We start from the raw sequence: 19,899 nt of genomic DNA on the forward strand, positions 1-19,899 counted from the left end.
CGCTGGGTCGCGACCTGGACGGCGATGCCGCAGCTGACGGAGCCGGACAACATGCCGCCTTGGCCGTTCGCCCGGGACGACCTCGTTCTCGCCGATGCCACGCTGCGGCAGACGGTCCGGGTCTCGGTGGGCGGGCGGCGGACACGGCTGCGGTTCTCCAACGCCTTCGGCGGCGCCGCGCTGCCCATCACGAAGGTCACCGTCGCGCTGCCGGTCGGCGGGCGGGCCGGGGTGAGCGCGATCCGGCCGGAGACGGTGCGGCCGGTGACCTTCCACGGCCGCCCGTCGGTGACCGTCCCGGTCGGGGCGCAGGCGGTCTCCGACCCGCTGACCGTCGAGCCGGCGCCTCGGTCGAACCTGACGGTGACGGTCCATCTGGCCGACGGCCAGCGCTCGGCGAGCATCACCTCGCATCCGGGCTCGCGAACCACCTCGTTCCTGCTGGCCGGCGACCACGCCGACGCCGCGGACCTGCCCGGCGCGACCGCGCTGGACCACTGGTACTTCCTCAGCGGGGTGGAGGTGTGGGCCGAGCCGCCGGTCGCCGCAGTGGCGGTGGTGGGCGACTCGCTCACCGACGGCCGGGGCTCGACCACCAACGGCAACGACCGCTGGCCGGACCGGCTGTTCGACCGCCTCCAGTCCCGGCGCGCCACCTCCGGTGTGGCGGTGGTCAACCAGGGGGCGGGCGGCAACCGGGTGCTCAACGACGGACTGGGCCCCAACGTGCTGGCCCGGCTGGACCGCGACGTGCTCGCCCAGAGCGGCGTGGCCTGGCTGGTCCTGTTCGAGGGGGTCAACGACATCGGCACCGCCGAGGCGAGCCCGGCCGCGCAGAAGCAGGTGGCCGACGAACTGATCTTCGCCTACGACCAGATCGTCACGCGGGCGCACGCGCGGGGCGTCCGCGTCTACGGCGCCACGCTGACGCCGTTCGGCGGCAACGCCTCCTACGACGACGCCCGGTGCTACCGGGAGGCGGCCCGGCAGGCGGTCAACCGGTGGATCCGTACCGGCCGCCGGTTCGACGCGGTGATCGACTTCGACCGCGCCGCCCGTGACCCGGCCGATCCCCGCCGGTTGCTCGCGGCGTACGACGTGGGCGACCACCTGCACCTGAACCCGGCGGGCTACCAGGCCCTCGCCGACGCCGTGCCCGCCCACCTGTTCCGGCGGGAGCCGCTGCCCCCGGGCTTCGGATTCGACTGACGCGGCGGCGGCTAGAGTGGCGTCCTGCTGTGTTCCCCGGCCACCGACGTCACTGAGCACCCTGGATGAGCGAGCGCGATGAGAATCGTCGAGGACGACCTGTCCGGCCCGCAGATCGCCGAGTTCCTGCGGGAACACGTGCGGGAGATGCGGTCCATCACGCCCCTGGAGAGCAAGCACGCCCTCGACCTCGACGGCCTGCGCACGCCCGATGTCACGTTCTGGTCGGTGATGGACGGCGACACGATCGTGGGCTGCGGTGCGATCAAGAGGCTCGACCCGGAGCACGCCGAGCTGAAGTCGATGCGCACCTCGGCGGCGCGCAAGCGCAGCGGGATCGCGTCCCTGCTGCTGGCGCACATCATCGCCGAGGCCGGGCGGATGGGTTTCACCCGGCTGAGCCTGGAGACCGGCTCGGCCGACTTCTTCCTGCCCGCCAGGAGGCTGTACGAGAAGTTCGGGTTCGGCTACTGTGAGCCCTTCGCCGGCTACCGGCCCGATCCGCACAGCGTGTTCATGACCAGGCTGCTCTGACGACGTCGTCAGTACGCGTCGGGGCGTAGGGCCCGCGCGCACACGGTGAGGCCCTCCCTGAGGGTCTCATGCGTCGCGTCGTCGACCTTCTCGAGCATGACCGCTTCGATGTCGTCGAGCGAATCGTCGCACCGCCGCAGCACGGCCACCCCTTTGGGAGTGAGGCGGGCGCACAGCGTGCGGCCGCCGTCCGGGTGCGGGTCGCGGCGGATCAGGCCGCGCCGTTCCAGGTCGCGGATGACGAGGTTCATCGCCTGCGGAGTGACGAAGGCGATCCGGGCCAGCTCCGCCGACGACACCCCGTCGCGCGTGCGCAGTTCGCTGAGCGCCATGTATTCGGTCGTGGTGACGCCGTGCCGGGCGAGCGCGTCGTCCAGGCGGGCGCGGATGCGGCGCTCCAGGCGGAACACCAGGTAGCTCAGGCGTGCCGCGGGCGCGGGCGGCTGGGCGGCGGGACGGGAGCGGCGGGCGGTCACCGGACGACCATACCGCGCGATCTCCGGAATGTAAGTTTCGCGGTTTGCTATCAAGTCAATTGATAGCAAGTGCCTTGATAAGCAGTGGAAATGCCTGTTTGATCGCCGGAGCCCTTGGGGGCGTGTCTTGACCGCCGGGCGTCTCCGCTCCTATACCGGCTGACGTCACTACCTGCGAGTGAGCGGCGGTTCCGCGAACGTGCGTGGAAAAGACGCGAAAAGAGGGGGCCGCCGCCGATCGGAAAAGGAGGAGCGGATGAGGCGATTACTCACGGCGCTCGCCGGCGCGGTCACCGCGGTGCTGTGCGCCGCCGCGGTCCTGGTGTCGGCGCTGGTGTCCGCACATCCCGCCGCCGCGGCGACGTTGACCGAGGTGACGAACTTCGGCGCCAACCCCGGCAACCTGCGCATGTACGTGTACGTGCCGAACAGCGCCCAGCAGAATCCGGCGATCGTGCTGGCCATGCACACCTGCGGCGGCTCGGGGCCGGGCTTCTACTCGTCCACCGAGTTCGCGTCGCTGGCCGACCGGTACGGCTTCATCGTGATCTATCCGTCGGCGTCGAAGAAGATGAACTGCTTCGACAACTGGTCCGACGCGTCCAAGGTGCGCGGCGGCCAGACCGACCCGGTCTCGCTCATGTCGATGGTGACCTACGTCGAGCAGCAGTATCACGGCGACCCGAACCGGGTGTTCGCGACCGGCGCCTCCTCGGGCGCCATGATGACCAACGCCATGCTCGCCCTGTATCCCGAGGTGTTCAAGGCGGGCGCGGCGTTCATGGGCGTGCCGTTCACGTGCTTCCCCAACGAGGCGGCCTACAGCCCGGGGGGCAACTCCTCCCCGTGCGTGGGCAAGACCGCGCAGCAGTGGGGCGACGCGGTCCGCAACGCGAACCCCGGTTATCGGGGGCCGTGGCCGCGCATGCAGCTGTGGCACGGCACCAGCGACACGGTCGTCTCCTACGCCGAACTGGAGGAGGAGATCAAGCAGTGGACGAACGTGCACGGCCTGAGCCAGACGCCGACCTCCACGGACACGCCGCAGTCCGGGTGGAGCCGCCGCCGCTACGCCGACGCCTCGGGGACGGTGCGGGTCGAGGCGTACACCATCCAGGGCGCGGGCCACAGTCTCCCCATGAGCGGCATGGCCGCGGTCGCCATCCAGTTCTTCGGGCTCACCGGTAGCAGCCCGAGCCCGAGCGCCACCGTCAGCCCGTCCCTCAGCCCGTCCGCCAGCCCGCCCGCGAGCCCGTCGCCGAGCCCCTCGCCGTCCGCGAGCCCGTCGAATCCGCAGCAGGGCGGCGCGTGCCGGATCACCTACAGGGCCAATTCCTGGAACAACGGCTTCACGGCGGACGTCACGATCACGAACACCGGCACCGCTCCCGTCAACGGCTGGACCGTCACCTGGACGTGGCCGGGCAACCAGCAGATCACCAACGCGTGGAACGCCGGCGTGACCCAGTCCGGCGCCCAGGTCACCGCGCGCAACGTCTCCTACAACCCCGCCATCCCCGCCGGAGGCAGCACGAGCTTCGGCTTCCAGGCCTCCTACAGCGGCAGCAACACCGCACCGGCCGGTTTCGCCCTCAACGGCGCGGCCTGCACCGTCGCCTGACCGGGCCTCGGCCCCACCCTGCCCCTGCCGTCCCCTGCCGCGCCGCGAGCCGTCAGGGGGCGGCGCGGCCGGGTGTCAGACGGCCAGCGTGTCCAGGACGGTGGCGGCCAGCTCGGCGGCGGGCGGCTCGTACCGCTGGGCGAGCGCCTGGAAGGTCTGCTCGGCCTGGATCGCCGGCCAGTCCCGGGGCAGGTGCTCGGCCGGCAGGTGCGGGTCCTGGCGGACGAGCTGCAGCCAGTCGGTGTGCAGCAGCAACTGCCGCGCGAGGTCGTCGGCGCCGGGGAGCGGCCGGGAGACGTCCCACTGGGCGAGGAACGCCCGGTAGCGCGCGGCGATCTGCTCGATGTCGAACGCCTTCCCGACGAGGTCGGCCGCCTCGGTCGGCTTGAACGCCTTGGCGGTGAGCACGGTGACGTGGTCGCCCAGATCCAGAGAGTCAAGGACGTCGCTGACGTCCTTGACGCCCGGCGCGATCCACAGCCCGCTCTGCAGCAGGCCGAACCCGTGCCAGATGAGCCGGGACCGCAGGTCGTGCCGGGTGCTGCGGCGGCTGTCCGGAATGGAGAAGCCGACGAGCGTCCAGGTGCCGTCCCAGTCGCGGTTCACCGCGCCGGTCTCCCACACCCGCCTGCGCCCGTCCTCCAGGACCTCGACGGCACGCGGGGTGAGCCCGAAATACACCTTCCGTCCCTGCCGGTGCCGCGCCAGCAGGTTCCGCTTCACCATCCGCGCGAGCGTCGACCGTACGGCCTCCTCGGAGACGCCGAGGCGGGCGAAGACGTCGATGACGCTCCCGGAGTAGACGGCGATGTCGCGATGCAGCACGTAGATGCCGAGGAAGCTGAACATCAGGGACTGTGGGCGCAGGGATGGCGCCGTCTGGTCGTCTTCACCGCCGAGGGTCACACCAGCAGGGTAGACCGTCTCCGACGTCATGCAAATCTTTGACGGCCGTCACATAGTTGCCATACATTCGACGAAGTCACGCTGCCGAGCGAAGGGCGCAACTATGGATCTTTCCGGCAAGGTGGCCGTCGTCACCGGCGCGGGCCGCGGCCTCGGCCGCGCGTACGCCGAGGCGCTGGCGGCGGCGGGGGCGGCGGTCGTCGTTAACGACGTGGACGGCGACGCGGCCACGGGGGTCGGCTGGCGGGATCACCGCGAAGGGAGGCAGGGCCGCGGCCGTCGTGGCCCCGGTCGGCTCCGCCGAGGTCGCCGAGCGGCTGGTCGACACGGCCGTCAAGGAGTTCGGCCGGCTCGACGTGATGGTCACGAACGCCGGCATCCTGCGTGACCGGGTGCTGTGGAAGATGACGGACGACGACTTCGACGCGGTGATCGGCGTGCACCTGCGCGGCACGTTCACCTGCGCCCGGGCGGCGGCGGTGCGCATGCGCGAGCAGGGGAGCGGAGGACGACTGATCCTCGTCTCCTCACCGGCGGGCCAGCGCGGGAACTTCGGCCAGACGAACTACGCCGCCGCCAAGGCGGGCGTGGTCGCCATGGCCAGGACCTGGGCGATGGAGCTGGCCAGGGCGAACATCACGGTGAACGCGGTGGTCCCGGTGGCGGCCACGGAGATGACCAAGACCATTCCCGCGTTCGCCCCGGTCATCGAGGAGGCCGAGCGGACCGGAAAGCCGTTCCCCGACTGGCTGCGCAGGGACGAGGGGCTGGGCACGGTCGAGGACGTCGCCCCGCTCGTCGTCTTCCTCGCCTCCGACGCCTCCGCGGGCGTGACCGGCCAGGCGATCGGCATCGGGGGCGACCGTCTGGCGCTGTGGGCCCACCCGAAGGAGAAGGCCGTGGCGTTCGCCGACGGCGGGTGGACGGCCGACGCCATCGCCGCAGCCTGGGAGCCGGGTGTCGGCGCCGACCCCGAGACGTACGGCATCCCCGCACCCAGGAATCCCGTGCCGGAGGCGCCGAAGACGACGGAGGCCCGGTGAACACCGAGGACCTGGTCGCGATCGACGTGCACACGCACGCCGAGGTCTCGGCCGCCGGGCACGCCTCGCTGAGCGCCGAGCTGTTCGGCGCCTCCGAGAAGTACTTCAAGGAGCACCCGAGACCGACCATCCCCGAGATCGCCGCCTACTACCGCGAGCGGAGGATGGCCGCGGTGGTGTTCACCGTCGACGCGGAGCACGCCACCGGGCACCCCCGCATCTCCAACGAGGAGGTGGCCGAGAGCTGCGCCGAGCACCCGGACGTGCTGATCCCGTTCGGCAGCGTCGATCCCTGGAAGGGCCGGGCGGGGGTCCGGGAGGTGCGCAGGCTCGTCGAGGAGTACGGCGTGCGCGGCTTCAAGTTCCACCCCAGCATCCAGGGATTCGCGCCCGACGACCGGATGGCCTACCCCCTCTACGAGGCGATCCAGGAGCTCGGGGCGGTCGCCCTGTTCCACACCGGCCAGACGGGCATCGGCGCGGGAGTGCCCGGCGGGGGCGGGATCCGGCTGAAGTACTCCAACCCGATGCTGGTGGACGACGTCGCCGTGGACTTCCCCGAGCTGCGGATCATCCTGGCCCACCCGTCGTTCCCCTGGCAGGACGAGGCGCTGGCCGTGGCCACGCACAAGCCGTACGTCTACATCGACCTGTCGGGGTGGTCGCCCAAGTACTTCCCGCCGCAGCTCGTCCGGTACGCCAACACGCTGCTCAAGGACAAGGTGCTGTTCGGGTCCGACTACCCGGTGATCAGCCCGGACCGCTGGCTGGCCGACTTCGACAAGCTCGAGATCAAGCCCGAGGTCCGGCCCAAGATCCTCAAGGACAACGCCGTACGCCTGCTCGGGCTCGGCACCGGAGAAGGCGCACAGGACGGTTCCACGGAAGGGACGGCAGGCACATGACCATCACGGTGAACGGGCTCGACGAGATCAAGGCGCTGGCTGGCAAGGATCTCGGCCACAGCGGCTGGCTGCAGATCACCCAGGACCGGGTGAACACCTTCGCCGACGCCACCGACGACCACCAGTGGATCCACGTCGACCCCGGCAGGGCCAAGGACGGGCCGTTCGGCGGCCCGATCGCCCACGGTTATCTGACGTTGTCCCTGGTCATCCCGCTCTTCACCCAACTGCTGGACGTCCGGGGCGTGAAGATGAGCGTCAACTACGGCCTGGAGAAGGTGCGCTTCCCCAGCCCCGTGAAGGTGGGCGGCAAGATCCGCCTCGCGGCCGTCGTCGTCTCCGTCGAGGACGTCCCCGGCGACGGCGTCCAGATGCTGCTCGACTTCACCGTCGAGACCGACGGCTCCGCCAAGCCCGCCTGCGTGGCACGGGCGATCTACCGGCACTACGCCTGACGACTGACGCCTGAGACCCGGCGGCCAACTCGGCCGCCGGGTCGTCCGCGTTTGTTCTCATCCACAAACCTGCCCCCGACTCTCCGTTGCTGCACCAATTGCCGGTTTAGTCCGTTTGCGTGCAGACTTGCCCATCCATAAGCCCCTGACCTGGGGCTTCGCGGCGGAGAGAAAGGACCAGGTATGAGCGTGCCCCGGGGGCCCGTCGACTCCTCACGGGTTCCGCGATTCGCCGGACCGGCGACCTTCGCGCGGCTGCCGCGGCTGGACGAGGTCGGGCACGCCGACGTGGCGGTCGTGGGCGTGCCGTTCGACAGCGGGGTCTCCTACCGCCCCGGCGCCCGGTTCGGCCCCTCGGCCGTCCGCGAGGCCAGCCGCCTGCTCCGGCCGTACCACCCTGGCCTGGACGTCTCGCCGTTCGCGGCGCTGCAGGTGGCGGACGCGGGCGACATCGCGTGCAACCCGTTCGACATCCGCGAGGCGGTCGAGACCGTCGAGGAGGCCGCCTCCGGGCTGATGGAGGGAGGCACCCGGCTCGTCACGATCGGCGGCGACCACACGATCGCGCTGCCGCTGCTGCGGGCGGCCGCCCGTCGGCACGGCCCGGTCGCGCTGCTGCACTTCGACGCGCACCTCGACACCTGGGACACCTACTTCGGGGCCGAGTACACGCACGGCACGCCGTTTCGCCGGGCGGTCGAGGAGGGCATCCTCGACACCGAGGCGGTGTGCCACGTCGGCACCCGCGGCCCGCTGTACGGCAAGAAGGACCTCGACGACGACCGCCGGCTGGGCTTCGGCATCGTGACCAGCGCCGACGTGATGCGCCGGGGCGTGGACGAGGTCGCCGACGCGCTGCGGCAGCGGATCGGGAACCGGCCGCTCTACCTCTCGATCGACATCGACGTGCTCGACCCGGCGCACGCGCCCGGCACCGGCACCCCCGAGGCCGGAGGGCTGACCAGCCGGGAACTGCTGGAGATCCTCCGCGGCCTCGCGGGCGCCGACCTGGTCGGCGCCGACGTCGTGGAGGTCGCGCCCGCCTACGACCACGCCGAGATCACCTCCGTCGCAGCCTCCCATGTGGCCTACGACCTGATCAGCCTGCTCGCACTCAAGGAGGAGAAGTGAGCGACACGAACGCGACGAAGGGGCTGCCCGCCGCCTTCGCCTGGTCCCCGAAGGGCTGGCCCTCGGAGCGTGCCTTCAGCACCCCGGACGCGGCCGAGGTGTGGTGTTACACCGACCGGTTCTCGTACTTCCCCGGGGAGACCGTCCGCTTCCATCTCAGCGCGAGCGTCCCGTCCTTCGACCTCGAGGTGGTGCGCGACGGGCTGGAGCCGCGCGTCGTCTGGTCGCGCGAGGGGCTGTCGGCCGGCCGGTTCGAGGCGCCGGCCGACGCCCACGCCGTCGGCTGCGGCTGGCCGGTCGGGCTGGAGCTGGAGATCCCGGACGACTGGCGGAGCGGCTTCTACATCGTCACCGTGCGCGCGGTCACGCCGTCCGGAGAATTGTGGGAGCGCGAGCACTTCTTCGTCGTCAAGGCGCCGGCCGGGCGCGCGCCCGCCGCGCTCGTGCTGACCACGGGCACGATGCTGGCCTACAACGACTGGGGCGGCGCCAACCACTACCGCGGCCTGGGCGACGACCCGCGTTCCGACAACGGATCGCCGCTGGCCTCGACGCAACGCCCGATCGCCCGCGGAATGATCCGCAAGCCGGCGGGCGCACCCCGGGAGGCCAACCCCGGCACGCTGCCGATCAACGGCGCCCCCCGCTACCCCTCGTACGAGTGGGCGCGCCTGTTCGGGTACAGCCGCCACCACGCCGACGCGTTCTGGGCGACCTACGAGCGGCACTTCGTGGTGTGGGCCGAGCGCAACGGCTACGAGATCGACTACCTGACCCAGCACGACCTGCACTTCGACCCTCACGCGCTGGACGGGTACTCCTGCGCGATCGTCGTCGGGCACGACGAGTACTGGTCGTGGCGGATGCGCGACACGGTCGACGCGTTCGTCGACGCCGGCGGCAACCTGGCCAGGTTCGGCGGCAACTACCAGTGGCAGGTGCGCCTCAGCGACGACGGGACCACGCAGTACTGCTACCGGCTGCCGTCGCTGGACCCCGAGGCGGCCACGACGCCGCACCTGGCCACCACGGTGTGGGAGGCGAAGTCGGTCGGACGGCCCGGTGCCACCACCATCGGGCTCAACGGCCTCGGCGGGATCTACAACCGCTACGGCGTCGCCACGCCCCGCTCGTCGGGAGGCTTCACGGTCTACCGGCCGCACCACTGGGCCTTCGAGGGGACCGACCTCTACTACGGCGACCTGCTCGGCGGGCCCCCGTACTTCCTGGCGGCCTTCGAGCTCGACTCGGTCGAATACACCTTCCGGCGCGGCCTGCCGTACCCGACGTTCGAGGACGGCGCCCCGGAGACGCTGGAGATCCTGGCCCTCGCGCCGGCCGTACGCGGGGAGGAGGACCGCTTCGGCGGCCGGGTGCCGATCGGCGGGCCGGAGGAGGAGGTCTACAACTACAACGCGGACCTCGGCGACGACCTGCCCGACTACGTGCACGAGGGCGAGATGCGGGGCGCCGGGATGATCGCGGCGTTCACCCGCGGCGACGGCGAGGTCTTCAACGGCGGCACCACCGAGTGGTCCCACGTGCTCGGCCTCGGCGACCCCTTCGTGGAGCGCATCACCCACAACGTCCTGCGCCGCTTCGGCCTGCGCGGCCGCGTCGAGAACAGCCACGTGAAGAAGCAGGGAGGAACCGCATCGTGAGCGACGCGCAGAGCCGGACGGGCATCGACGCCGTCCGCGCGATCACGGCCGGGAACGGCGAGCGCTTCGTGCCCCCGCTGAGCGACTACCATCTGCTGTCCGCCGAGTGGACGGAGGCGGAGTTCCGGGTCTTCGGCGGCACCGCGAGCTCGTTCACCGGCGGTTTCTGGACCGGCGAGCCCGGCGCCGTACGGTTCGACTCCTGGCCCTATGACGAGATCTGCTTCATCCTCAAGGGCCGCGTCGCCGTACAGGACGAGTCCGGGCGGCGCAAGGAGTTCGGCCCGGGGGAGTCGTTCCACATCCCGCAGGGCTTCCGCGGCGACTGGATCACCCTGGAGCCGAGCGAGAAGGTCTTCGTCGCGGTCAGCCGCTGAGCTCCCCCCCCTTCCTGCCTTCGGGCCCCCACCCGCCTTCAGCCCCGAGCCGACCCGCAGTAAGGAGCACACACACCATGCCAGGTCATCCCCCCGGGAGCTCCGCGAACGCGCCCGACTCCCTGGCCAGCAACGCCATGGGCACCAAGGACCTCGTCTTCACGGTCCTGGCCGCGCTGGCCCCGCTGACGCTCATCGTCGCGGTCGCCCCCCTGCACTTCCTCAAGGGCGGTGCCGCCGTCCCCGGCGGCTACCTGGTCGCCGGGGTGGTCATGGCGCTGTTCGCCGTCGGTTTCATGACCATGAGCCGCTACGTCCGCAATGCGGGCGCCTTCTACGCCACCATCTCGCGCGGCCTGGGCAAGCCGGCGGGCTCGGGCGCGGCGATGCTCGCCGTCGTCGCCTACAACGCCCTGCAGATCAGCACGTACGGCGCGCTCGGTGTGTACGCCAACGAGACGTTCAAGAACTACTTCCACCGCGACGTGCCGTGGTGGGTGTTCGCGATCGTCGGCCTGGTCTTCGTGGGGTGGCTCGGATATCGGGGCATCCACACCAGCGCCCGGATCCTCGGGGCCCTGCTCGTGCTGGAGACGGCCGTGCTCGTCGTGCTGGCGGTCTACGTCCTGGCGAAGGGCGGCGCCGGTGACTGGTCCGCCGAGTCGTTCGCGCCCAGCAGGGTCTTCGACCCGGGTAACGGTGCGATGTTCGCCCTGGTCGCCGGGGCGTTCATGGGCTTCGAGGCCACCGCGATCTTCAGCGAGGAGGCGCGGGGCGGCATCCGTACGGTCCGCCGGGCGACCTACATCGCGGTCGCCTTCATCGCCGTCTTCTACGCCTTCGTCACCTGGGTCATCGTCATGGCCTACGGCGTCGACAAGATCGGACCCGCGGCCGAGGCCGACCCGGTCAACCTCGTCGTCGCCGTCTTCGACAGGTACGTGCCCGCCCCTATCACCGAGGTCATGCACATCCTGCTGCTGACCAGCGCGTTCGCCGCGCTGCTCGCGCTGCACAACGCGGCCAACCGCTACTTCTACGCGATGGGCCGCGAAGGCCTGCTGCCCCGCGCGCTCGGCCGCACCCACCCGCGGACCAAGGCCCCCTGGACGGCCGGCCTCGTGCAGACCGTGCTGGCGGCCGTGGCCGTCGTCGTGTTCGCGGTCTTCGGGATCGACCCCTACCTGGGACTGCTGCTGTGGGGCAGCGCGCTCGGGTTCCTCGGCATCATCTGCCTGTGGGCGTTCTGCTCCCTGGCGATCATCCGCTTCCTGCGCAGGCAGCGCCCGAGGCCGGCATCTTCCGGACCACGATCGCCCCGGGGCTCAGCTTCGCCGCCCTGGCCGTCGTGCTCTTCCTCGTCCTGAGCAACCTGCCGCTGCTGACCGGCGCCGGCACCACCACCAACATCCTGATCGTCGGTCTCGGCGTGGCCGCCGTCGTCGCCGGCGTGGCAAGGGCCCTGTATCTGCGGGCCCGCGCACCCCGGCTCTACGCCGGCTGGCCCAGACGTCCGTCGACGAACCGCCCGCGGGGCGGAGAGAGCCCGCCATCGGAAATGCCTGATCACGACACGTCATCGCCCGGCGGCTGCCGGGGCTACCTGCCGCTCGACCTGGCCGGCGTGCTGAACGCGCCGCGCTCGGTCCTCGACGACGGCGACTCCTATCGGCTCGGGTCGCGTACGCTCTACGGCCTGCCGTTCCTGTTCGGCGACGAGGGGAACGCGGGCGCGGCGCTGCTGCGCGTGGGCGGCCCGGACCCGGCGACCGTCACCGTCGAGGTGGACCGCGCGTTCACGTGGATGGTGGTCGCCCACGCCCTGGAGTCCCCGGACCTGTTCGACGGGCAGATGGCCGGTCAGCTCTGCGGGCACTACACCCTCGTCTACGACGACGGGACCACCGAGCGGCTGCCGGTGCGCCAGCGCCTGGAGATCGGGCCCACGCCCCGGCTGTGGAGCGACCGCGCCATCCCGCTCGACTGGGGGCAGACCCCGTTCCTGGCCGTCCCCGACGCCCAGCACCGGCTCATGCCGCGCACCCACGGGCGGTTCGACGCCGCCGGGGCGCGGTTCGTGGACATCGACGACCCGCAGGCCCGGTCGCCGTACGTCCTGCCCTACCGGTTCTACCTGTGGCCCTGCCGCAACCCCCGGCCCGAGAAGACGGTCCGCGTCCTGGAGATCCACTCGGCGGGCCCGGCCATCCTCGTCGGCGCGCTCACCGTCAGCGAGCTCGACGAGGACCCCTTCGGGCGTACGGTGTGGCGCGACGTCCTGCTCGACCTCGGCCCGTCGGCGGGGCCGATCTCGGAGGACCTGGCGGTGACCGTCGACCGGGGATCGGCGACCTACGTCTACCGCACGGTCGGCTCCGGCGACGCGGCCGCCGGGGACACGCCGGCCTGGGGGACGCCGGTGGGGGAGCACCACCAGGGCTACGTACGCGTCACCGCCACCCCGTCGGCGCGGCTGACGCTCACCCGCGGGGAGAAGGTGATCAGCGCCTGCGGCTGGGAGGAACTGCTCACCGCCGGGCGGCACAGCGACGGCGGGGTCACCTGGCGCGTCCCCGACGCCGGGCGGGCCTGGGTGCGCACCACGGTCAGGGACGCGGCCACCGGTGAGCCGGTCCCGTGCCGCATCCACTTCCGTTCCGCCGACGGGGTGCCCTACCCGCCGCACGGCCACCACGGGCACATCAACTCCGACGGCAACACCTGGAACCTCGACATCGGCGGCGACGTCCGCCTCGGCACCACGACCTACTCCTACGTCGACGGCACCTGCGAGGGCTGGCTGCCGCTGGGCGAGGTCACGGTCGAGGCGGCTCGCGGGTTCGAGTACGAGCCGCTGCGCACCACGGTCACGATCCGGCCGGGCCAGACCGAGCTCGAGCTGACCCTGGCCAGAGTGACGGACCTGGCCGCCGACGGCTGGTACAGCGGCGACACCCACGTGCACTTCGTCTCGACCCTCGGCGCGGAGCTGGAGGCCCGCGGCGAGGACGTCCGGGTCACCAACCTGCTGCTCAGCCAGTGGGGGCATCTGTTCACCAACACCGAGGAGTTCACCGGACGCCCGCACACCTCTCATGACGGCCACACGCACGTGTTCGCCGGCCAGGAGAACCGCAGCGGCATGCTCGGCCACATCAACCTGCTCGGCCTGCGCCGCCCGATCATGCCGTGGTGCACCGGCGGCGCCGAGGAGTCGGAGCTCGGCGGCGGCCTGGAGACCACGCTGTCCCACTGGGCCGACGAATGCCACGAACAGGGCGGCACCGTCGTGCTGGCGCACTTCCCCGTGCCCAACGGCGAGGCCGCGGCCCTGCTCGCCACCGGCAGGCTCGACGCCGTCGAGATGATCGCCTACGACCAGTACAACATCCAGGAGTACTACCGCTACCTCAACGCCGGTTACCGGATCACCCTGGTGGGCGGCACCGACAAGATGAGCAGCGAGGTGCCGATCGGCCTCATCCGCACCTACGCGCACGTGCCCGCGGACGAGGAGTTCGACTACTGGGCCTGGTGCCGGGCCGTCCGTGCGGGCGCGACCTTCGTCACCAGCGGCCCGCTCCTGTGGCTCGACGTGGACGGCCGCCGGCCGGGCCAGGACGCCCGCGTGCCCGCGAGCGGAACCGTACGCGTCGAGGCCCGCGTTCAGTCGATCTTCGACGTCGACCGGCTCGAGATCGTGGTCAACGGCCACGTCGTCGCCGAGCGCCGGATCGACACTCCCGGCCGCGTGCTCGAACTGACCGCGGACGTGCCCGTGACCGAGGACAGCTGGATCGCCGCGCGCTGCTATGGGCCGGGCGCCGACGTCGCCCGGCACCACGACGTGTGGGCCAGGCCGATCATGGCGCACACGTCTCCGGTCTACCTGCGCACGGGCGAGGAGTACGCCCGCTTCGACGCGGCCACGGTCGACCACATGCTGAACCTCGTCGACGGCTCCCTCGCGTACATCGACGAGCGCAGCCGGCGTCTGTGGCCCGGCCAGGTCTGCCACCGGCACGGGCAGGAGGACCACCTGGCCTTCCTGCGGGCGCCGTTCCTGCAGGCGCGCGAACTGCTGCGCGAGCGCAAGGCGGCCGGCTGAGGCCGCGCCGGCACGATCAGGTACGCGCCGCCCAATCGCCTCGACGGGCGGGCGGCGGCCGTCCTGGTCCACGTCGCCACCGGCGTTCACCGAAAGGGGGAGCGGGGTCTCGGCTCGTCACCGATCTTCTTGATCGAGCTTGCCCTGAGCCTCCCTCGAAAGATCCTGCCAGTCGGCCCAGGTCTTGAGCCGGTCGGCGTAGACCTGCTGGAGCATCGGGTAGAAGCCCTGGCCGAAGAGCACCCGCAGCGGCGGGTTGTCGGAGTCGACGATCTTGAGAAGCGCCCGGGCCGCGGCGGCCGGGTCGCCGGCGGGCTGCTTTCCCGCGAACGCGGCGAGGCGACGGCGGAGACCGTCGTAGATCGGGTCGGGCTCGGCCACGTGGCCGTTGTCGAGGGGATCGGGGTTCTTGCCTGACCGGGTGGCGAAGCCGCCGGGCTCGATCACGGTCACCTTGACGCCGAAGTCCGCCACCTCGTGGGCGAGGGTCTCGCCCAGGGCTTCCAGGGCCCACCTGGAGGCCTGGTATGCGCCGCCGAGCGGCATCGCGATGAGCCCGGCGGCCGAGGACATCTGGATGACGTGTCCCGATCCCTGCTCGCGCAGGTAGGGCAGCGCGGCCTGGATCACCCACACCGCGCCGAACAGGTTGGTCTCGAACTGGTCGCGCAGGTGCTGTTCGGTCAGCTCCTCGATCGCGCCGATCTGGGCGTAGCCGGCGTTGTTCACGATGACGTCGAGACGGCCGAAGTGCTCCTTGGCCCGCTTCACGCTCTCGAAGACGGCCGCCTTGTCGGTCACGTCCAGTTCGAGCGCGAGCACCGCGTCGCCATAGGCGGCGACCAGCTCGTCAAGGCTCGCGGTGTTCCGCGCGGTCGCGGCCACCTTGTCGCCGCGGGACAGCGCGGCCTCGACGAAGTTGCGGCCCAGACCGCGGGACGAACCGGTGACGAACCAGATCTTGCTCATGATGTCTTTCCGTTCTTTCTGCGGTTGTCTGCTGTTCCACCCCCTAGACAGACGACCCGGCACGGATATGACAGCGGATGAGTGTGACCTGCGTCTCTCCGGCAGTCGCGGCACGGCACGCCTGCGGCCCGTGGGCGCCGCGGCCGGGCGGGGTAGGCCGGAATAGAGGCCGAGGCCCGTGCCCCGGACCGGCCCGAGGGCATCCATATTGGGCAAAGTCTTGACCTCCGTTAGAAATCTGCCTAACCTCCGGACGAGAAGGCGAGAGTCTCAGCTCGCTCCCGGACGAGGAGCTCGGTCATGCCGAACCTGTCAGTCGCACCCCCCAGCCCGATTCAGCTCCGCCGCGCGGTGGCCTCCAGCTTCCTGGGCAGCGTCATCGAGTACTACGACTTCCTGCTGTACGCCACGGCCTCGGCCGTGGTCTTCAACAAGGTCTTCTTCTCATCCCTCGACTCGCTCACGGCGACGGTCGCCAGTTTCGGCACCTTCGCCACCGGCTACCTGGCGAGGCCGCTCGGCGGCGTCGTCTTCGGTCACTACGGCGACCGGCTGGGACGCAAGCGCATGCTCGTGCTGACCATGACTCTGATGGGCGTCGCCAGCTTCCTCATCGGCCTGCTCCCCACCTACGCCCAGATCGGCAGCCTCGCGCCCATCGCGCTCGTCGTGCTCCGGGTCCTGCAGGGCGTCGCCGTCGGCGGCGAGTGGGGCGGCGCGGTGCTGATGTCCGCCGAGCACGCGACCGGCAGGCGCGGCCTGTGGGCGAGCTTCACCAACGCCGGAGCCCCTTTCGGCATGGTGCTGTCCACGGCGGTGCTCAGCGGCACGGCCGCCGTCATGGGCGAGCAGGCGTTCCTGAGCTGGGGCTGGCGGGTGCCGTTCCTGATCAGCATCGTGCTGCTGGCGGTAGGCCTGTTCGTCCGGCTGCGGGTCGAGGAGACCCCGGTGTTCGAGGCCGCCAGGGAGCGGGTGTCCCGGGCGCCGCTGCTGGACGTGTTCCGCGACCACCCGAAGGCCCTCCTGCTCGGGATCGGCGTCGGACTGTCCGCGTTCGTGGCGCAGGGCACCCTCACCACCTATCTCATCGCGTACGGCGTGCGCGCCGGCTTCGCCCGGCAGGCGGTGCTGAACGCGCTCACGCTCTCATCCGCGCTGGCCGTGCTGGGCATCGTCGGCTGGTCGGCGCTGTCCGATCGGGTCGGGCGCCGGCCGGTGGTGCTCGCCGGCGCGGTGCTCATGGCGGCGTACGGCTTCGCGCTCTTCCCGATGGTGGACTCCGGGAGCACCGCCGTGCTCGCCGTCGCGCTCGTGCTCGGCCAGTCGCTCGTCCATCCGCTGATGTACGGCCCGCTCGCGGCGCTGTACACCGAGCTGTTCGCCACCGGGAGCCGCTACACGGGAGCCTCGCTCGGCTACCAGATCGCCGGGCTCGGCGCCGGTCTCGCGCCGCTGCTGTTCGCCCAGCTCGACGCGTCGACCGGCGGCGGGACGACGACGATCTCGGTGATCATCGCCGCCTGCTGCCTGCTGACCGTGGTCTGCGTGCTGGCGCTGCGCGAGACCAGCCGCCACGACCTGGCCTCGGTCACCACCGCCGTGCCCGCGTCCGGCCGCGTCGCGGACACGGCGAAACCGTCCTCCGCCTGACGAGGGGTGCCATCGATGCGCAACGCCGGACTGGGAGGCTGGCCGGCCCGCCGGGCCCAGATGAGCCCGGACCGCACCGCGTTCGTGTACGAGGACCGGCCGCTCAGCTACGCGGAGGTCCACGAGCGGACGACGAGGCTCGCGTCGCGGTTGCGTGACGCGGGGGTGCGGGCGGGGGACCGGGTCGCCTACCTCGGTCCCAACCACGTCGCCTTCGCCGAGACGATGTTCGCCACCCACGTGCTCGGCGGGATCTTCGTGCCGCTGAACTTCCGGCTGGCCGCGCCCGAGATCGCGTACATGCTCGAGCACTCGGGCGCGTCGGTCCTCGTCTACGCGCCGGAATGCGCGGAACAGTGTGCGGCGGCGGTCCGCGATCTCCCCGGGTTCCCGGGCCTGCGCACGGTCGTGGCGCTCGGGTCCCCGGCGGAGGGGGAGCGGCACTACGAGACCTGGCTGTCGCAGGGCGACCCCACACCGATCGACACCCCGGTGGCGCTCGACGACATCGCGCTCATCCTCTACACCTCAGGCACCACCGGACGGCCCAAGGGCGCCATGCTCAGCCACGCCAACCTGGCGTGGAACTGCTTCCACGTCCTGATCGGCGTGGACGTGGCGAGCACCGAGGTCACGCTGATCAGCGCGCCGCTGTTCCACGTGGCGGCCCTGAACCAGACCCTGCTGCCGACCTTCCTCAAGGGCGGAACCTCGGTCATCATGCCGTCGTGGGACGTCGAGCGGTGTTACGACCTCATCGAGAAGCACCGGGTCACCTGGATGTTCGGGGTCACCGCGATGTTCGCCGCGTTCGCGCGTTCGCCCCGGTGGCCCGGCGCCGACCTGTCCTCGCTGCGCACCCTCATGTCCGGAGGCGCGGCCATCCCGGTCGCGTTGATCCGCACCTACCAGGAACGGGGCCTGGTCTTCTGCCAGGGCTACGGGATGACCGAGACCTCCCCGGGCGCGACCTTCCTGGAGGCGGGCGAGAGCGTGCGAAAGGTGGGCTCCGCCGGGGTCCCGGTGTTCTTCGCGAACGTGCGCGTCGTCGGGCCCGACCTCACCCCCGTGGCGCCCGGCGAGCCGGGCGAGGTGCTCGTGCAGGGGCCGAACGTCACCCCCGGCTACTGGCGCGATCCGGAGGCGACCGCCGCCGCGCTGGCCGAGGGCGGCTGGTTCCACTCCGGCGACATCGCCACCCTGGACGACGAGGGCCACCTCCACGTCGTCGACCGGGTGAAGGACATGTACATCTCCGGTGGCGAGAACGTCTACCCGGCGGAGATCGAGGCCGCGCTCTTCGAGCACCCGGCGGTGGCGGAGGCCGCCGTGGTCGGGGTGCCCGACGACAAATGGGGCGAGGTCGGCCGCGCCTTCGTCGTGCCGCGCCCAGGCGCCGCCGTCACCCCCGGCGAACTGCGCGACTTCCTCCGCCCCCGGCTCGCGAAGTACAAGATCCCGGTCTACGTCGACGTCGTCGACGCGCTGCCGAAGACCGGTTCCGGCAAGATCCGCAAACCCGACCTGCGCAGGCGGCCTCTGCCCGCCGACCCCGAGGAGTGACCTGTGATCGTCACCGAGTTCGCGCGCAACCAGTGGTACGTGGCCGCCTACGGCCACGAGGTGGGCCGCCGTCAGCTCGGCCGCACCATCCTGAACGAGCCGATCCTGCTCTACCGCACCGAGGACGGGCGGGCGGTGGCGATGGCCGACCGCTGCGTGCACCGCCGGTTCCCCCTGTCGGAATCCCCCAGCCACCTGGTCGGCGACCGCGTGGTCTGCGGCTACCACGGCTTCACCTACGGCCCGGACGGCGTCTGCGTCGCCGTGCCCGCACAGCGGCGCATCCCGCGTACCGCGCGGCTGCGCACCTATCCGGTGGTCGAGCAGGACTCGTTCGTCTGGGTGTGGATCGGCGACCGCGAGCCGGGCGGCACGCTGCCGCCGCGCGCGCCCTGGCTCGTCTCGCCCGACTACGCCACGGTGTGCGGGATGGAGCCGCTGAACGCGCGGTACGGCCTGCTCGTGGACAACCTCCTCGACCTGTCCCACGAGACGTACCTGCACGGCGGGTACATCGGCACCCCGGAGGTGGCCGAGACCCCGATCACGACGGAGGTGGACGAGGACGCGGGCGTCGTCTACGTCAGCCGCCACATGGACGACGCGGCCTGCCCGCCGTTCTACGCCGAGTCGACCGGCATCAAGGGCCGGATCACCCGCTGGCAGGACATCGAGTATCACCCGCCGTGCCTGTACCTGCTGCACAGCCGGGTCGCCCCGGTCGGGTCGCCCCCGCCCGCCGACGACGGCACGGACCCGCACGCCTTCCACGTCGAGGTCGTGTACGCGATCACCCCGTCCACGGAGAACACCACGTACGACTTCTGGGCGGTGGCACGCGACTTCGCGTTCGACGACGAGAAGGTCTCGGACTTCCTGCGGGACAGCAATCGCACCGTCGTGCTGCAGGACGTGGCCGCGCTCAACACGCTGGAGCAGGTCCTCGCCGCGGAGCCGGACCGATACCAGGAGCTGTCGGTGAACATCGACACCGGCGGGCTGGCCGCCCGCCGCCTCCTCGCCCGGATGGCCGAGGCCGGTGCCGTACGACCGGAGGCCGCCGCCCGATGAGCGCGGACGACGCCGGCGCGCGGGGCGGCCGCACCGTCTACCGAATCCGCTGGCTGCCGGGGACGGACCGGCTGCACGCCTCCTGCTTCTGCGGGGCGGAGCGCGAGTTCGAGGACCCGGTGGCCTTGTGGGACTGGCTGCTCGGCCACCCCGAGGGCCACCGGCCCCGCCCCGTGGAGGCACACGACTCCCCGGCCCCGGCCGCCGCGCTCGTCTGAGA

General features: G+C 71.4%; 18 protein-coding genes and 1 pseudogene. 16 read left to right on the forward strand and 3 right to left on the reverse strand.

From position 1 onward, the window contains the following. Positions 1-24 precede the first annotated feature (24 nt). Together B1L11_RS03380 and B1L11_RS03385 are read left to right on the forward strand one after the other, a co-directional pair. Positions 25-1,209, forward strand: a complete 1,185-nt coding sequence (locus tag B1L11_RS03380; protein ID WP_256862185.1) for an SGNH/GDSL hydrolase family protein — start codon at positions 25-27, stop codon at positions 1,207-1,209. 78 nt (positions 1,210-1,287) lie between these two features. After that, on the forward strand, positions 1,288-1,743 hold the full coding sequence (locus B1L11_RS03385; protein WP_079313076.1) for a GNAT family N-acetyltransferase: 456 nt from the start codon (positions 1,288-1,290) through the stop codon (positions 1,741-1,743). A gap of 8 nt (positions 1,744-1,751) precedes the next feature. Here B1L11_RS03385 and B1L11_RS03390 read toward each other — a convergent pair whose 3' ends face one another. Continuing rightward, positions 1,752-2,219: a MarR family winged helix-turn-helix transcriptional regulator gene (locus B1L11_RS03390; RefSeq protein WP_256862186.1), complete on the reverse strand. Its 468-nt coding sequence runs from the start codon at positions 2,217-2,219 to the stop codon at positions 1,752-1,754. A gap of 256 nt (positions 2,220-2,475) precedes the next feature. Here B1L11_RS03390 and B1L11_RS03395 point away from each other — a divergent pair, with 256 nt between their 5' ends. After that, complete coding sequence (locus B1L11_RS03395; RefSeq protein ID WP_079313078.1) at positions 2,476-3,840, forward strand: PHB depolymerase family esterase; 1,365 nt, start codon at positions 2,476-2,478, stop codon at positions 3,838-3,840. Between the two features lie 75 nt (positions 3,841-3,915). Here the strand turns inward: B1L11_RS03395 and B1L11_RS03400 are convergent, their stop codons facing one another. Further along, positions 3,916-4,776: a PaaX family transcriptional regulator C-terminal domain-containing protein gene (locus B1L11_RS03400; RefSeq protein WP_256862187.1), complete on the reverse strand. Its 861-nt coding sequence runs from the start codon at positions 4,774-4,776 to the stop codon at positions 3,916-3,918. On the opposite strand from B1L11_RS03400, the pseudogene B1L11_RS53700 reads away from it, so the two are divergent. From B1L11_RS53700 to B1L11_RS46440, 9 genes and pseudogenes are all read left to right on the forward strand, one after another. Further along, a pseudogene (locus tag B1L11_RS53700) lies at positions 4,775-4,909 on the forward strand (hypothetical protein); the annotation flags it as partial. The gene B1L11_RS03400 and the pseudogene B1L11_RS53700 sit on opposite strands and share 2 nt — an antisense overlap. Next, positions 4,854-5,789: an SDR family oxidoreductase gene (locus B1L11_RS03405; protein ID WP_306291591.1), complete on the forward strand. Its 936-nt coding sequence runs from the start codon at positions 4,854-4,856 to the stop codon at positions 5,787-5,789. The pseudogene B1L11_RS53700 and the gene B1L11_RS03405, both read left to right, overlap by 56 nt. Continuing rightward, positions 5,786-6,694, forward strand: coding sequence for an amidohydrolase family protein (locus B1L11_RS03410; RefSeq protein WP_079313080.1), 909 nt, complete (start codon positions 5,786-5,788; stop codon positions 6,692-6,694). The genes B1L11_RS03405 and B1L11_RS03410 overlap by 4 nt, the downstream gene beginning before the upstream one ends. Further along, a complete protein-coding gene (locus B1L11_RS03415) occupies positions 6,691-7,149 on the forward strand; it encodes a MaoC family dehydratase (RefSeq protein WP_079313082.1) in 459 nt (152 codons plus the stop codon). The genes B1L11_RS03410 and B1L11_RS03415 overlap by 4 nt, the downstream gene beginning before the upstream one ends. 183 nt (positions 7,150-7,332) lie before the next feature. After that, positions 7,333-8,280: an agmatinase gene (gene speB, locus B1L11_RS03420; RefSeq protein ID WP_079313084.1), complete on the forward strand. Its 948-nt coding sequence runs from the start codon at positions 7,333-7,335 to the stop codon at positions 8,278-8,280. Continuing rightward, the gene (locus tag B1L11_RS03425) at positions 8,277-9,941 is read left to right on the forward strand and encodes a N,N-dimethylformamidase beta subunit family domain-containing protein (protein WP_079313086.1); all 1,665 of its coding nucleotides are present in this window, start codon (positions 8,277-8,279) and stop codon (positions 9,939-9,941) included. Before speB ends, B1L11_RS03425 begins: the two co-directional genes overlap by 4 nt. Further along, the gene (locus B1L11_RS03430) at positions 9,938-10,318 is read left to right on the forward strand and encodes a cupin domain-containing protein (protein ID WP_218670873.1); all 381 of its coding nucleotides are present in this window, start codon (positions 9,938-9,940) and stop codon (positions 10,316-10,318) included. Before B1L11_RS03425 ends, B1L11_RS03430 begins: the two co-directional genes overlap by 4 nt. 77 nt (positions 10,319-10,395) lie before the next feature. Then, a complete protein-coding gene (locus B1L11_RS49665; RefSeq protein ID WP_079313090.1) occupies positions 10,396-11,685 on the forward strand; it encodes an APC family permease in 1,290 nt (429 codons plus the stop codon). A gap of 665 nt (positions 11,686-12,350) precedes the next feature. Next, entirely contained in the window at positions 12,351-14,426 is a 2,076-nt protein-coding gene (locus B1L11_RS46440; protein WP_256862191.1) for a CehA/McbA family metallohydrolase, read from the forward strand. A 117-nt stretch (positions 14,427-14,543) separates the two neighbouring features. Here B1L11_RS46440 and B1L11_RS03445 read toward each other — a convergent pair whose 3' ends face one another. Further along, on the reverse strand, positions 14,544-15,395 hold the full coding sequence (locus B1L11_RS03445) for an SDR family NAD(P)-dependent oxidoreductase (RefSeq protein ID WP_079313092.1): 852 nt from the start codon (positions 15,393-15,395) through the stop codon (positions 14,544-14,546). Between the two features lie 300 nt (positions 15,396-15,695). Between B1L11_RS03445 and B1L11_RS03450 the strand changes: the two genes are divergently transcribed. Genes B1L11_RS03450 through B1L11_RS03465 form a run of 4 tightly spaced genes read left to right on the forward strand, consistent with a single transcriptional unit; the run spans position 15,696 to position 19,897 of the window. Further along, positions 15,696-17,045: an MFS transporter gene (locus B1L11_RS03450; RefSeq protein WP_079313094.1), complete on the forward strand. Its 1,350-nt coding sequence runs from the start codon at positions 15,696-15,698 to the stop codon at positions 17,043-17,045. 15 nt (positions 17,046-17,060) lie between these two features. Beyond that, entirely contained in the window at positions 17,061-18,608 is a 1,548-nt protein-coding gene (locus B1L11_RS03455) for a long-chain fatty acid--CoA ligase (protein ID WP_079313096.1), read from the forward strand. A gap of 3 nt (positions 18,609-18,611) precedes the next feature. Next, positions 18,612-19,679 (forward strand): aromatic ring-hydroxylating dioxygenase subunit alpha, encoded by a 1,068-nt coding sequence (locus B1L11_RS03460; protein WP_218670874.1) that lies wholly within the window; start codon positions 18,612-18,614, stop codon positions 19,677-19,679. After that, a complete protein-coding gene (locus B1L11_RS03465; RefSeq protein ID WP_079313098.1) occupies positions 19,676-19,897 on the forward strand; it encodes a hypothetical protein in 222 nt (73 codons plus the stop codon). Before B1L11_RS03460 ends, B1L11_RS03465 begins: the two co-directional genes overlap by 4 nt. Positions 19,898-19,899 lie beyond the last annotated feature (2 nt).

The organism is Microbispora sp. GKU 823 (genome assembly GCF_002027145.1).
Lineage (GTDB): Bacteria > Actinomycetota > Actinomycetes > Streptosporangiales > Streptosporangiaceae > Microbispora > Microbispora siamensis.